This is a genomic window from Pseudomonas sp. 51_B, assembly GCF_017491595.1.
In the GTDB taxonomy this organism is placed as follows: domain Bacteria; phylum Pseudomonadota; class Gammaproteobacteria; order Pseudomonadales; family Pseudomonadaceae; genus Aquipseudomonas; species Aquipseudomonas promysalinigenes.
Genome location: NZ_JAFGYW010000007.1, coordinates 89,041 through 102,786, shown reverse-complemented (window position 1 = coordinate 102,786; position 13,746 = coordinate 89,041). Strand labels below are relative to the sequence as shown.

Here is a 13,746-nt window from a genome sequence, read left to right as displayed (position 1 = left end):
GAGGTTGTATTGCTATGCCAGTCGGCAACCATCCTGCCCCGGCCCAGCCCGCACAGGGCGGCCCGCTCAAGCGAGAGTTGAGCGAACGCCACATCCGTCTGATGGCCCTGGGCGCCTGTATCGGCGTCGGCCTTTTCCTCGGTTCGGCCAAAGCCATCGAAATGGCCGGCCCCGCAATCATGCTTTCCTACATTATCGGCGGCCTGGCCATTCTGGTGATCATGCGCGCCCTAGGCGAGATGGCCGTACATAACCCGGTCGCCGGCTCGTTCAGCCGCTACGCCCAAGACTACCTGGGCCCGCTGGCGGGCTTTCTGACCGGCTGGAATTACTGGTTTCTGTGGCTGGTGACCTGTGTCGCGGAAATCACCGCCGTGGCCATCTACATGGGTATCTGGTTCCCTGACGTGCCACGCTGGATCTGGGCCCTGTCGGCGCTGGCCAGCATGGGGGCGGTCAACCTTATCGCGGTGAAAGCATTCGGCGAGTTCGAATTCTGGTTCGCCTTGATCAAGATCGTCACCATCATCGCCATGGTCGTTGGCGGCATCGGTGTAATCGCGTTCGGCTTGGGCAACGGGGGCGTTGCCGTGGGTATCTCCAACCTGTGGAGCAACGGCGGTTTCATGCCCAATGGGGTGACCGGCGTGCTGATGTCGTTGCAAATGGTGATGTTCGCTTACTTGGGCGTCGAAATGATCGGCCTGACCGCCGGGGAAGCACGCAACCCGCAAAAAACCATCCCTCAGGCCATCGGCTCGGTGTTCTGGCGCATCCTGTTGTTCTATGTTGGCGCACTGTTCGTGATCCTGTCCCTGTATCCGTGGGACGCCATCGGCAGCCAGGGCAGCCCGTTCGTCATGACCTTCGAGCGCTTAGGGATCAAGACGGCTGCCGGCATCATCAACTTCGTGGTGATCACCGCCGCGCTGTCCTCGTGCAATGGCGGTATCTTCAGCACTGGCCGCATGCTCTACAGCCTGGCTGAGAATGGCCAGGCGCCCGCCATCTTCGCCCGCACCTCGAAAAGTGGCGTGCCGCGCAATGCCTTGCTGCTGTCCATCGCCGCGCTACTGCTGGGGGTTCTGGCCAACTACCTGGTACCGGAGAAGGTGTTCGTCTGGGTGACTACGATCGCGACCTTCGGCGCCATCTGGACCTGGGTGATGATCCTGTTGGCCCAGATCAGGTTCCGTGCAGGCCTGTCCAGCGCTGAGCAGAAGGCGCTCAAGTACCGCATGTGGCTGTGGCCACTGAGTTCCTACCTGGCTCTGGCATTTCTGGTGCTGGTGGTGGGGCTGATGGCGTACTTCGAGGATACCCGCGTGGCGCTGTACGTCGGCCCGGCATTCCTGCTATTGCTGACCGTGCTCTATTACGCATTGCGCCTGGCGCCGAAACAGGCGCGCAATGAGGCCAGCAGCGCGTGTTGATGCCCAGCCGCTAGGGCCGCCTGGCGGCCCTCTCGCGCTAGCCTGGCCTTGTCAGGCAGCCACATCATCGTGCGGTTCGAAGCTGTCTGCCCGGGCTAGTTGCCACATGCGCGAGTAGAACTGCCCATCGACTTCCCCGGTCAGCAGTTCGCCCGGCTTGAGGAACACATGCATCTGCGAGAACAGCTTGATCTCGGTCGCTGACACGCGCCGCACAAGGTGCTTGGCTTCCAGCTGCGCTGGGTGCTCCAGGCCCGCGGCCGCCAGCATTTCAGCCAGCGCGCGCAAGGTGTTGTGGTGGAAGTTCAGCACCCGCTGGGCTTTGTCCGGCACTACCAGGGCACGCTGACGCAGTGGGTCTTGAGTGGCCACGCCGGTCGGGCACTTGTTGGTGTGGCAACTTTGCGACTGAATGCAGCCGATGGCGAACATGAAGCCGCGTGCCGAGTTGGCCCAGTCGGCGCCGATGGCCAGCACGCTTGCGATGTCGAAGGCGCTGACGATCTTGCCGCTGGCACCGAGCTTGATCTTGTCGCGCAGGTTCAGGCCCACCAAGGTGTTGTGCACGAACAGCAGCCCTTCGCGCAGCGGCACGCCGATATGGTCGGTGAACTCGACCGGTGCGGCGCCTGTGCCACCTTCCTTGCCGTCGACGACGATGAAGTCTGGCAAAATGCCGGTTTCCAGCATGGCTTTGGCGATGCCCATGAACTCCCATGGGTGGCCGAGGCAGAACTTGAAGCCCACCGGTTTGCCGCCCGACAGTTCTCGCAGCTGAGCAATGAAGTGCATCATCTCTATCGGTGTTGAGAAAGCGCTGTGCCGTGACGGTGAGATGCAGTCCTCACCCATCAGTACCCCACGGGTTTCGGCGATTTCCTCGGTCACCTTGTGCTTGGGCAAAATCCCGCCATGGCCGGGCTTGGCGCCTTGGCTCATCTTGATTTCGATCATCCGCACCTGCGGGGTGCGAGCCTGGGCGGCAAAGCGTTGCGGGTCGAAACGGCCATCAGCGGTGCGGCAGCCAAAGTAACCGCTGCCCAGTTCCCAGACCAGGTCGCCACCGTTTTCGCGGTGATAGGGGCTGATGCTGCCCTCGCCGGTGTCGTGGTGGAAATTGCCCAGCTTCGCCCCTTTGTTCAGGGCGCGGATGGCGTTGGCACTGAGTGAGCCGAAACTCATGGCCGAAATATTGAAGATCGAAGCCGAATAGGGCTGGCTGCATTGCGGGCCGCCGATCGTGATTCGAAAGCTGGCCGGGTCGCTCAGGGGCGCAGGGCGCATGGAGTGGCCGATGAACTCAAAGCCTGCCTCGTAAACGTCGATAAGCGTGCCAAAAGGTTTGTCCGAGGGTTCGTTCTTGGCCCGTGCGTATACCAGCGAGCGCTGTGCGCGGGAGAACGGCAGGGCGTCACTGTCGGCTTCGAGCAAGTACTGGCGAATTTCTGGGCGGATGGCTTCGACCAGGTAGCGAATGTTGCCCAGGATCGGGTAATTGCGACGTACCGCGTGGCGTTGCTGCAGAAGGTCGAACACCCCGATCAGGCTAAGGGCTGCAGTGGTAAGGGTGAATGGCCATAGCCATTGATGATGCAGCAGAGGCAGGCTTGCCAGGGTGAACAGGACGCAGGCGGTGAAGAAGGCATAACGGCTCAGAAGTGACAGGCTCATACGGGGTCCTTGCTATGGCGCGGTCAGGCTCAGGGCCTGGGGCAAACTTCGACCATAGCCAAGTCCAGTCGCGCTGCACAATTAAATAGTGCGGGCGAGCGTCAATGCCGTTGCGCCGCAACGCGGCCCAACGGCCTCAGATAACACTCGATTCACTGTCGGCAAAACCACATGCTTTCAGGGTGAGCATCAAACACACCCACTATTTCGCATCGAGCCGGGCATTCCCTGCCGTGATGCTCGCGAGCAGGCATCGGAATTGATGGGCTATGTGCGAGAGCTGACCATCATCGGCCTGATGGACGTGAAACCGATGATGATCTGGGTATCCCATTACCTGAGCGCCATGGCCAAGGCATTGATGGATGATGCCGAGCTGGGCATGGCCGGATAGGTATTGGCGAAAGGTTCGCAGCGCCCGGCAGACCGAGCGCCACCCGGCTGGGCTCGATCTCAAAGGTGCTGCAACCCTGCCGGCATCCTCAGCAATTTCTCCTTCCAACTCGCCTGTTCCTGCGCCGACCCTTCGACCAGATAGCTGTATCGCCCAGCTATGCGCACGGCTACAGGCACGCCATCGCGATACAGCAGCCGGTTACCGCTGACCGCCGGCACTTTCGCGCCTGGCAGCAGCGCCCCGATCAAGTTCAGCGGGTCGCTTGCACTGACCACCACCAGCGTCTGTTCCAACGGCCGCCGGCGCACTTGCCTGAGCAAGCCGACTGCCTCCGGCAATGCGAATTGCTCACCAGCTAGCCCAGCAATGAAACGTCCCCCGCGTATTTCGCCACGCGCCTCCAGCCGCTGGTAGCAGCGCAACAACTCACGCCAGGGCGGCAGCACATCGCTTTCCCTTTCCAGCAGGCGCCAGCAAATCACGCCGTAACGTTGCAGCAGGGCGCGGGCGATATGTTCCGTGCGCAGGCTATGGTCGATGCTCGCCCCGCCCCGGCGCAGCAATGCCCAGCGCCCGGCATGGGCCATGCTGCTGGAAAGCGGCGGGTGAACACGGCGGCTGCCGCGCGAGGAGCGTTTGGCCGCGGGGGTGATCAAGCTGCGCAGCCCGGCAAAGCTGTCAGCGCCGACCAGGCCTGCGCCGACCAGCTGCTGCAAGGCCGTCTCCAGTTCACTGGGCAGCAGGCGCGCTTCTTGTGTCAGTTCGTCGAAGAACAACGCGCCCTGTGCTTGCAAGGCTTGCAGTACGCGTTGCGCCCGCCCGCCGAGTGCTTCGTGGTCAGGCTCAGGGGCAAGGCTGCGCCACTGGCCCAGGTGCTCACGTGGCAGCAGCACCACAGGTGTACTGGACAAAGTATTGCTGGCCACCGTGCCGGCCATCCGGCTCCAGGCGAACTGCCCACTGCGGCAGGCATCGTCCAGCCAGTGTGGGCTGTAGTCCTTGATTCGCGCAGGCAGCAGTTCTGCTTCCCAGGCACCGGCTGCACTGGGGAAGCCCTGTAGCTGGCCGAGTATTTGCGCCACTGCCTGCGGGCCGCGCAGGCGCTCGTCGGCGGTCAGGTGTTGCCAGTCGAACAGAAAACGCATGAAGTCCTGCAGGCTGACCGGTTCGATTTCCCGGCGCAGGCGTTTGACCGTGTAGCGATGGATGCGTGCCAGCAGGTGGCGTTCACACCATTGCAGCGCGACTGCCGCTGGGCTGAAGTGGCCGCGCAGTACATAGCCTTCGGCTTCCAGGCCGGCCAGTGCCTGTTCGATCTGCGCCGCAGGCTTGCCCAAGGGCTCGCAGATCTGCGCCAGGCTCAGGGGGCCGTGGCCGCTCAAGCGGGCGCGCAGCAGCTCTTTCAACGCGCTTTCAGGGTCGATGCTTTGGTCGAAGCCGGGCAGGGGCTTTAGGGCGGGCGCAAGGTGCGCTGCCGGGTACAGCGTTTGCAGCAGGCTCTGACGCTCGCGCGCGAGCCAGAGGTTTTCATCGACCAGCTGCAAAGCCCGCCCAGCCTTGGCCAGTTGCCGCAGCAGCAGTGGCCAGCTCGGGTTAGCCTGGGCTTCATTCTCGCTGACAACGCCCAGGCTCATCAGTGCCTCGTGCATTTCGTCGGCATTGCTCGGCTGGGGCCAAGCTTCAGTCTGCACCGCAACAATGGCGTCGGCGTCCAGCGCGCCCAGGTCATCGCTGTTGTGCACCTCGCTCCAGCGCCGGTTGAGCACTGCCTGAGTGCGTCGTTCCTCCAGCGGCGCGTCGTCCAGAAAGGCGTACGGCCGTGCATTGAGAATGGCTGCGGCCAGCGGCGACGGCGCTGGCAGATCACGGCACAGCAGGCGCATCTGGCCGCTTTCGATGCGCCGCAGCAGCGCCAGCCAGCCTTCGCTGTCCATGGCTTCGTGCAGGCAGTCGTCGAGCGTCTGCTCGATCAGCGGGTGGTCGGGAATCTGCCGGTCGCCGGCGATGTTTTCAAGGCAGGCAATCTGGTCAGGGAACACCGCGGCAATCAGGTCCTCACCCTTCATGCGCTGGATCTGTGGTGCTACCTTGCGCCCGCCGACGAAACGCGGCAGCGCCATGGCCACGCCAGCGTTCCAGCGCCAGCGCACGCCGAACAGCGGTGCGTCCAGCAGCGCCTGGATCAACACCTGTTCAGCGTTGCGGCTGTTCAGAAAACGCCACACTTCATCGAGCTCGAAGCTGTGGCTGGTGGATAGCGAAAGCACGATAGCGTCTTCACTGGCCGCTGCCTGCAGTTCGAAATTGAAGGTGCGGCAAAAACGCTTGCGCAACGCCAGGCCCCAGGCACGGTTGATACGGCTGCCAAAGGGCGAGTGGATGATCAGCTGGGTACCGCCGGACTCATCGAAGAAACGCTCCATCAGCAAGGTCTGCTGTGATGGCAGGGCACCGAGTACTTCGCGGGCGCGTCCCAGGTAATCGAGCAGCTGGCTGGCGCTTGCCTCGTTCAATTCGAAGGTTTGCCTGAGCCAATCCAGCACGCCTGCTGGGTTGCCCTGGTCCAGCTCGAGCCGCTGGTCCAGCTGTGCCTGCAGCCGGGCGACTGCAGCGGACAGTTCATCGCTACGGCCTGGGGCTTCACCCAGCCAGAACGGAATGGTTGGCGGCTGGCCGTGAGCGTCCTCTACCCGTACTCGTCCGGGCTCGACTCGCACAATACGGTAAGAGGCATTGCCCAACTGGAAGATGTCACCTGCGATGCTTTCCACGGCGAAATCTTCGTTGACGCTGCCAATGTTCATCGCCTGTGGCTCGAGCAGCACGGCATAGTCGGCTGTCTCGGGGATGGTCCCGCCACTGGTCAACGCGGTTAGCTGGCTGCCCCGACGCCCGCGCAGGGTGCCAATGACCGCGTCGCGGTGCAGGTAGGCACTGCGCACGCCCAGGCGCCCGTTGTAGCCCTCGGCGAGCATGCGCAGCAGTGCCTGGTAGTGCTCGGCGTCCAGCGTGGCATAAGGCGTGGCCTGGCGCAGGCAGTCGAACAGTGCCTGTTCATGCCAGGCCTGATTGCTGACTTCGGCGATGATCTGCTGGGCCAGCACATCCAACGGCGCGCGGGGGATATGCAATTCTTCGAGCTCGCCGCGGCGGATGCAGTCGAGCAGGGCCGTGCATTCGATCAGGTCATCCCGCGAAGTGGCGAACAGTCGCCCCTTGGGGGTGCCATCGACCTGATGCCCGGAGCGCCCCACCCGCTGCAGAAAGGCGGCAATGGAGCCGGGCGACTCGATCTGACAGACCAGGTCGACTTCGCCGATGTCGATGCCCAGCTCCAGCGAGGCTGTGGCCACCAACACCTGCAACTGGCCGCCTTTCAAGCGCTGCTCGGCATCCAGGCGCATTTCCTTGGCCAGGCTGCCATGGTGTGCAGCTACAGCCTGCTTACCTAGCCGGTCGCTCAAGTGGCGGGTAATGCGTTCAGCCAGTCGGCGAGTGTTGACGAACACCAGCGTGGTGCGGTGTTGCCGGGCCAAGTCTGCCAAACGGTCGTACACCAAGCCCCAGACGTCGGTGGCCATGACCGCGCCGAGTGGCACCGGGGGCACCTCGATGGCCAGGTCACGCTGACGGGCATGGCCGACATCGATCACGGCGCAAGGGCGGTGCTGGCCGACCAGGAACTGCGCCACTCGCTCCACCGGGCGTTGCGTGGCAGACAGCCCTATCCGGCGCAGGGGGCGTGCGCAAAGGGCTTGTAGACGCTCCAGGGTCAGCGCCAGGTGAGCACCGCGTTTGTTGCCGGCCAGGGCATGGATCTCGTCGACGATGACCGTGCCTACATGGGCAAGGCCGGCGCGTCCGGAAGCCGAGCCCATCAGCACGTACAACGACTCGGGCGTGGTGACCAGAATATGCGGTGCCAGTTTGCGCATCGCCGCGCGGGCCTTCTGCGGGGTGTCGCCGGTGCGCACGGCAGTGGTGATGGCCGGCGCCTCAAGGCCCTGGTCTGCCAAGGCCTGGCTGATGCCTTCGAGCGGGGCCTGCAGGTTCAGGCGGATATCATTGGACAGCGCTTTGAGCGGTGACACATAGACTACCCGGGTTTGCGCAGGCAGTTCTCCGCCCTGCGTCAGGCCCTCGCGAAACAGTTCGTCGAGCACCGCCAAAAACGCGCTAAGGGTTTTGCCCGAGCCGGTCGGGGCGGCGAGCAACAGGGACTGGCCGGCATGGATCAGCGGCCAGGCACGGGCCTGGGCATCGGTGACCGTGGCGAAGTGGCGGCCGAACCAGCTGCTCACGGCCGGGTGGAACAGCTCGAGCACTGGATGCTGATGGGCAGGGAGATTCATTGGTTGGTTATGGCGGTTCAATGCCCGCTTGGCAAGGGGCCATTTGTCGTTGATGTTCTGTAGACTGTGGGTTTTTCAACGAGCTCCCCGAATGCCCAACATCATCCGCATCGCCGCTGCCCTGCTTATCGACCCGCAAGGCCGAACCCTGCTGGTGCGCAAGCGCGGCACGCAGGCCTTCATGCAACCGGGTGGCAAGATCGACGCGGGTGAGTCGGCGGTACAGGCGTTGGTGCGCGAGCTACACGAAGAGCTGGGGCTGCACATCGAGCCGGAGCAGGCGGTCCACTTGGGGCAGTTCAGCGCCCCTGCTGCCAACGAGCCGGGGTACCAGGTGCAGGCCGAACTGTTTCGCGTTGACAGTGCCGAGGCCGTAGCCCCGGCCGCAGAAATCGAAGAAGTGCTATGGCTGGCCGCCGATCAGGCTGCAAACCTGACGCTTGCGCCGCTGACCCGCGACCTGATACTGCCCTTGTACCGCCAGGCCGTCAGCGTACCGCACTGACCCCGTCCAGGGTGGCGAACGAGGTGTCCTTGGCGGTGAGCAGAAAGTCACGCATGTAAGGCGCATCGAGCATGTCGGTGCGTACCGCCGCGTACAGCGTGGCGAACAGCCCTTTCTCGCCAAGGCGTTTACCTTTCACATAGCCCCGCGAGCTGTATTCGTGCAGCGCCCAATGCGGCATACCGCAGACGCCCCGGCCGCTGGCTACCAACTGCATCATCATCACCGTCAGTTCCGAGGTGCGAACTGCGGCCGGCTCGATGTCGGCCGGTTCCAGAAAGCGGGTGAAGATGTCCAGACGGTCACGCTCCACCGGGTAGGTAATCAGGGTCTGGTCGAGCAGGTCCTGAGGCACGATGTATGGCTTGTTGGCCAAGGGGTGCTGGTTGGCCACTGCAAGCATGGCCTCGTAGGTGAACAGCGGCACGTAGGTGATACCGGCCAAGTCCAGGGGGTCGGAGGTCACCACCAGGTCGAGGTCACCCCGAGCCAGTGCTGGTAGCGGGGCGAAAGAGAAGCCAGAGGCCAGGTCCAGCTCCACTTCCGGCCAGGCGTCGCGGAACTGATCGATGGTTGGCATCAGCCACTGAAAGCAGCTGTGGCATTCGATGGCCATGTGCAGGCGCCCCGCCGTGCCGCCCGCCAGCCGGGCTATGTCACGCTCGGCGCCGCGCAGGAGCGGTAGCGTGGCATCGGCCAGTTGCAGCAAGCGTAGGCCGGCACTGGTGAAGCGGATCGGCTTGGTCTTGCGCACGAACAGCGGCAGGCCAAGGCGTTCTTCCAACTCCTTGAACTGGTGGGACAGCGCCGATTGTGTCAGGTGCAGGCGCTCGGCGGCCTCCACCAGGCTGTCAGCTTCGCGCAGGGCATGCAGGGTTTTCAGGTGGCGGATTTCCAGCACGGCTGACTCCAAGAAAATAATTTGAGCAAATGGGCGATAAGTTGAGTTTCGCTCATGTTGCCCTGGCCTGTCGACTGGGCGCCGTGCCGCACCACTGAGCAGGGTTCATCAAATTGTCACTGAACTGTGGCAGCACACCGCATTTAAATTCATCAGACTCGCGGTCTACTGGGGATCTGCAATCTGGTAATTCATTCATGCGGGCTTTTCTGCTCTTTGTTTTTCTACTGTTCACCGCCTCGTCAAGCATTGCCGACAGCCGCTGCGACACTCATGTGCCAGTTCAACGTGCCGAAATCGGCGAGCTGAGCCTGGTGTATCAAAGTGTCGGGGCCCCGCGTGACCCTGCCTTGCTGCTGGTCATGGGCCTGGGCGGGCAACTAATCCACTGGCCCGACGACGTCGTCCAAGCGCTGTGCCGCCAAGGTTTTCGGGTCATTCGCTACGACAATCGCGATGCTGGCCTGTCACGCTGGAACCAACTGCCGCCTTCGGCCAACCTGACGTGGGAGCTGTTGCGTTACAAGCTGGGCCTTGCGGTCGCAGCGCCCTACAGCCTGACCGACATGGCCAACGATGGCCTGCAACTGATGGAATCACTGGGCATTGGCCGTTTTCATGTGCTGGGTGTGAGCATGGGTGGGATGATCGCCCAACACATGGCTGCCATGGCCCCTGAGCGGGTACGTAGCCTGACGCTGGTGATGTCCAGCTCTGGTGCCGCTGGGCTGCCCGAACCCAGCCCGGCATTGGTTCAGTTGCTGGCGCGGCGCAGCGCACCGAATCGCCAGGTGGCGATCGAGCAGCAGGCCGACCTGTTAGCGGCATTGGGCAGCCCACAGGTGCAGGATGATCGAGCGGCGCTGTTGCAGCAGGCGGCGGTGGCGTATGACCGGGCGTTCAACCCTGAAGGGGCCCAGCGACAGATCATGGCGATCTTGGCAGAACCTAGCCGAGTGCGGTTGCTCGAAGGGCTACGGGTGCCCACGCTGGTGGTACATGGCACCGCCGACCCGCTGTTGCCGGTAATGCATGGGGTGCATCTGGCGGCGCATATCCAGGGCAGCCAATTGCGCTTGATTCCTGGGCTTGCGCACCGCTTTCAGGAGCCGTTCAAAGCACCCTTGCTGGCGGCGGTATTACCGTATCTGCAAGCGCAGCGCCAGGATTTCACCCATATCGCCGGGCTTTGAATCGGTGTTGCCCGTTTCGCGGGGCAACCGGCGAATCAGGCGACGCTGGCGCATCATCCAAGCCCGTACTTCTTGACCTTGTCGAACAAGGTCGTCTTGGCCATCCCCAGCTCCTGGCTGGCCTGGCTGAGGTTGCCCCCGGTGCGCTGCAAGGCATCGCTGAGCAGGTTACGCTCGAACGCTTCGACCGCCTCTGCAAACCCAAGCCCCTGGCTGGCCCCCCCAGCGGGCCCCTTCTTGAAAGCGGGCAGGCCCAAGGCATAGCGCTCTGCCACATTGCGCAGTTCGCGTACGTTACCGGGCCAGTCGTGGGCCATCAGGCGCGACAGGGTCTGGCTGTCCAGCGCCGGTGCCTCGCGGTCGAAGCGCAGCGCCGATTGCAGCAGGAAGTGTTCGAACAGTTGCAGAATGTCCTCCCGGCGCTCGCGTAGCGGCGGCAGCTCCAGGGTGACCACGTTCAGGCGGTAATACAGGTCGCTGCGGAACTGACCGGCCTGTCCCAGCGCGTCGAGGTCGGACTTGGTGGCTGCAATGACCCGGCAATCCACCGCGATGCTCTGGTTCGAACCCAGGCGCTCCAAGGTGCGCTCCTGCAGCACGCGCAACAACTTGATCTGCAGGTTGATCGGCATGCTTTCCACTTCGTCCAGGAACAACGTGCCGCCATTGGCGTGTTCGATCTTGCCGATGCGGCGCTTGCCGGCGCCAGTGAATGCGTTGGCCTCGTGGCCGAAGATCTCGCTCTCGAACAGGTTTTCTGGCAGACCACCGCAATTGAGTGCCACGAATGGCTTGCCTTGGCGCCGGCTAAAATCATGCAGGCAACGGGCGACCAATTCCTTGCCGGTGCCCGTTTCGCCCTCGATCAACACATTGGCCGAGGTATCGGCGACATTGGCGATCAGTTCGCGCAGCTGCTCCATGGCTGGCGAGCGACCGATGATGCGGCCCTCCAGGCTACTCTGCTCGGCCAGCTGTCGACGCAGCGCCACCACTTCGCGGGACAGCCCGCGCTGCTCCAGCGCCCGACGCACCACATCGACCAGGCGCTCGGGCGAGAAGGGCTTTTCCATGAAGTCGTAAGCACCATTGCGCATGGCGCCGACCGCCATGTCGATGTCTCCGTGGCCGGTGATCAGTACGACCGGCAGGCTGCGATCGCGGGCCTTGAGGCGGTTGAGCAGTTCAAGGCCATCGATGCCAGGCAGGCGGATATCGCTGACGACGATGCCGGCAAAATCATCGCCGATGCGCTCCAAGGCCTGTTCGGCACTGCCGACACCCTCACAGGCGATGTCCTCCAGGGCCAATGCCTGCTGGCAGCCGAGCAGCACATGCGGGTCGTCTTCGACGATCAGAACGGTAAGGGGCGCTGGGTTCATGGTTGTTCTGCCGTTTCGCTAGGGGGGGTGGCCAGGGGGAGGGCGAGGACGAAAGCGGTGCCGCCCGTGGCGGGATGCTCGACGTTGAGGCTGCCCTTGGCGGCGGCGGCAAGGCTCGCCGACAGAGTCAACCCCAGGCCCAGGCCATGCTCGCCCGGTTTGGTGGTGAAGAAAGGTTCGAACAGGTGCTTGCGGGTTTCGGCATCGATACCGTGGCCATTATCCCGCACGCGAAGGCGGTATTTTTCGCCGAAAAGCTCCCCTTCGAGCCAAAGCTCTGGCTGGGGCTGGCTGGCCATGGCATCGAGAGCATTGCCGATCAGGTTGACCAGGATCTGTTCCAGGCGCGTCTGATCGATAGCCAGTTGATGGTCTTCGAAATGGTTGTGCAGCTGCAACTGGCACCCGGCAATACGGTTGTGCAGCACTTGCAGGGATGCTTCTACGGCCTTGGCCAACGATGCCTGGCCGCTGTCGTCGCCGCGCCGGGCGAACGAGCGCAGGCTGGCGGTGATGCGGCCCATGCGGTCGATAAGTTCGTTCATGGTGCGCAGATTGGTGCTGGCGGTATCCAGCGCCCCGCGTTCGAGAAAACGCACCGTGTTGCCGGACAACGTACGCAGGGCTGCTAATGGTTGGTTCAGCTCATGGGCGATGCTGGTGGACATTTGCCCGATGGCGGCCAGCTTGCCGGCTTGCACCAGCTCATCCTGGGCATGGCGCAGGGTCTGTTCGGCATGCCGGCGTTCGCGGATCTGGCCCTTGAGCCGCTCGTTGCTGGCGCGCAGGTCAGCGGTGCGTTCGGTAATCCGTCGTTCCAGCTGGCTGTTGGCTTCCTGCAGAGCTTCGCGCGCCGCCAGGCGCGTGGCAATCACCTTGCGCCGTTCGTTCCAAGCGATAGCAAGAATGGTCAGCAGGGCAAAGGCGACGCCGACCAGCACCCCTTGCACCATGGATTCGCGGCGCAGATCCTGCAATGGCGTGAGCAGGGTGAACTGCCAGGGCGTATCAGCCAGGCGGCGAGTCTGGGCCAGGTAGCTCACCTCATGGGGTTTGCCTTGGGCGGTTTCAGCATTGGCCGGGAAGGTCAGTTTCTCCACGCCATCGGCCAGGGTTTCGCGCGCCAGGGGCTGCAGTTCGTTCAATGGCCACCAATAGTATTGTAGGCTGCGCGCCAGCCGCTCTTTGGTCTGAGGGGAGAGCGGGCGCACCGACTTCAAGCGCCGCGCCGGGTCGCTGGAAAGAATGATGATGCCATTCTCGTCGCTGACGAAGGCCTCCAGGCGCGCGCGTTGCCAACGCTCTTCCAGGGTATCCAGGCGTACTTTGATCACGGCTACGCCAATGATCTTGCCGTGCTCCTCAAGGCCATGGGCAAGGTAATAGCCAGCCTCGCCTGTGGTGCTGCCGATACCGTAGAAGCGGCCTGGCTCGCCGCGCACCGCATTCTGGAAATAGGCCCGGAACGACAAGTCTTCACCCAGGAACGAGTCGGCATCACGCCAGTTGCTGCTGGCCTGGACCCGGCCGGTGGTATCGAGTACGAAGATCACCCGGCTGCGGCTGCGCCGGTTGAGGCCCTCGAGGTATTCGTTGACGGTCTGCCGGTTGGCCCCATCGGGGTCGGTGAGCAGTTGCGAGACGCTGTCTTCGAGCTCTAGCAAGCTTGGCAGGTACGTGTATTTGCTGATTTCGCTCTCGACCGTGCGCGCGTGCAGTTCCAGGGCGCGCTCGCCGTTATCGATGAGGGTGCGTATGCCGTTGCTCTCGCTGATCATGAAACCGGCCATGCCCAGGCCGACCATCAGCAGAATGATCAGGGGGGGCAGTAGCAGTTGGCGAATCAGGCGGGATTTCACGGCGGGCTTGGCAGGCGAAAGAAGCGAGGGGTCGCATTTCATCACAGTGGCCC

The 13,746-nt window shown here is 63.3% G+C and carries 9 protein-coding genes; 4 read left to right on the top strand and 5 right to left on the bottom strand.

All coding sequences use genetic code 11. From position 1 onward, the window contains the following. Positions 1-14: 14 nt before the first annotated feature. Complete coding sequence (locus J5M56_RS10875) at positions 15-1,433, top strand: amino acid permease (RefSeq protein WP_207936821.1); 1,419 nt, start codon at positions 15-17, stop codon at positions 1,431-1,433. A gap of 51 nt (positions 1,434-1,484) precedes the next feature. Here J5M56_RS10875 and J5M56_RS10870 read toward each other — a convergent pair whose 3' ends face one another. Further along, entirely contained in the window at positions 1,485-3,104 is a 1,620-nt protein-coding gene (locus J5M56_RS10870; protein ID WP_186477578.1) for an FMN-binding glutamate synthase family protein, read from the bottom strand. 88 nt (positions 3,105-3,192) lie between these two features. Between J5M56_RS10870 and J5M56_RS10865 the strand changes: the two genes are divergently transcribed. Next, positions 3,193-3,498, top strand: a complete 306-nt coding sequence (locus J5M56_RS10865) for a DUF3077 domain-containing protein (RefSeq protein WP_186477579.1) — start codon at positions 3,193-3,195, stop codon at positions 3,496-3,498. A 59-nt stretch (positions 3,499-3,557) separates the two neighbouring features. Here J5M56_RS10865 and J5M56_RS10860 read toward each other — a convergent pair whose 3' ends face one another. Further along, positions 3,558-7,853, bottom strand: coding sequence for a DEAD/DEAH box helicase (locus J5M56_RS10860; protein ID WP_207936819.1), 4,296 nt, complete (start codon positions 7,851-7,853; stop codon positions 3,558-3,560). A gap of 91 nt (positions 7,854-7,944) precedes the next feature. Between J5M56_RS10860 and J5M56_RS10855 the strand changes: the two genes are divergently transcribed. Then, the gene (locus J5M56_RS10855; RefSeq protein WP_060477862.1) at positions 7,945-8,358 is read left to right on the top strand and encodes an NUDIX domain-containing protein; all 414 of its coding nucleotides are present in this window, start codon (positions 7,945-7,947) and stop codon (positions 8,356-8,358) included. Here J5M56_RS10855 and metR read toward each other — a convergent pair. Continuing rightward, positions 8,342-9,259 carry a transcriptional regulator MetR gene (gene metR, locus J5M56_RS10850; protein ID WP_060477861.1) on the bottom strand — a complete coding sequence of 306 codons (918 nt, stop codon included), beginning with the start codon at positions 9,257-9,259 and terminating at the stop codon, positions 8,342-8,344. The two genes, J5M56_RS10855 and metR, sit on opposite strands and share 17 nt — an antisense overlap. 197 nt (positions 9,260-9,456) lie before the next feature. On the opposite strand from metR, the gene J5M56_RS10845 reads away from it, so the two are divergent. Further along, the gene (locus J5M56_RS10845; RefSeq protein ID WP_207936817.1) at positions 9,457-10,452 is read left to right on the top strand and encodes an alpha/beta hydrolase; all 996 of its coding nucleotides are present in this window, start codon (positions 9,457-9,459) and stop codon (positions 10,450-10,452) included. Positions 10,453-10,505: 53 nt separating this feature from the next. Here J5M56_RS10845 and J5M56_RS10840 read toward each other — a convergent pair whose 3' ends face one another. Next, entirely contained in the window at positions 10,506-11,834 is a 1,329-nt protein-coding gene (locus J5M56_RS10840; protein WP_186477583.1) for a sigma-54 dependent transcriptional regulator, read from the bottom strand. After that, positions 11,831-13,735: an ATP-binding protein gene (locus J5M56_RS10835; protein WP_207936815.1), complete on the bottom strand. Its 1,905-nt coding sequence runs from the start codon at positions 13,733-13,735 to the stop codon at positions 11,831-11,833. The genes J5M56_RS10840 and J5M56_RS10835 overlap by 4 nt, the downstream gene beginning before the upstream one ends. Between the last annotated feature and the right edge of the window lie 11 nt (positions 13,736-13,746).

What these genes read in the sequence shown, in the direction of transcription:
- J5M56_RS10875 (WP_207936821.1), top strand. Translation starts at nt 15, where the DNA reads ATGCCAGTCGGCAACCATCCTGCCCCGGCCCAGCCCGCACAGGGCGGC.
- J5M56_RS10870 (WP_186477578.1), bottom strand. Translation starts at nt 3,104, where the DNA reads ATGAGCCTGTCACTTCTGAGCCGTTATGCCTTCTTCACCGCCTGCGTC.
- J5M56_RS10860 (WP_207936819.1), bottom strand. Translation starts at nt 7,853, where the DNA reads ATGAATCTCCCTGCCCATCAGCATCCAGTGCTCGAGCTGTTCCACCCG.
- J5M56_RS10855 (WP_060477862.1), top strand. Translation starts at nt 7,945, where the DNA reads ATGCCCAACATCATCCGCATCGCCGCTGCCCTGCTTATCGACCCGCAA.
- J5M56_RS10845 (WP_207936817.1), top strand. Translation starts at nt 9,457, where the DNA reads ATGCGGGCTTTTCTGCTCTTTGTTTTTCTACTGTTCACCGCCTCGTCA.
- J5M56_RS10840 (WP_186477583.1), bottom strand. Translation starts at nt 11,834, where the DNA reads ATGAACCCAGCGCCCCTTACCGTTCTGATCGTCGAAGACGACCCGCAT.
- J5M56_RS10835 (WP_207936815.1), bottom strand. Translation starts at nt 13,735, where the DNA reads ATGAAATGCGACCCCTCGCTTCTTTCGCCTGCCAAGCCCGCCGTGAAA.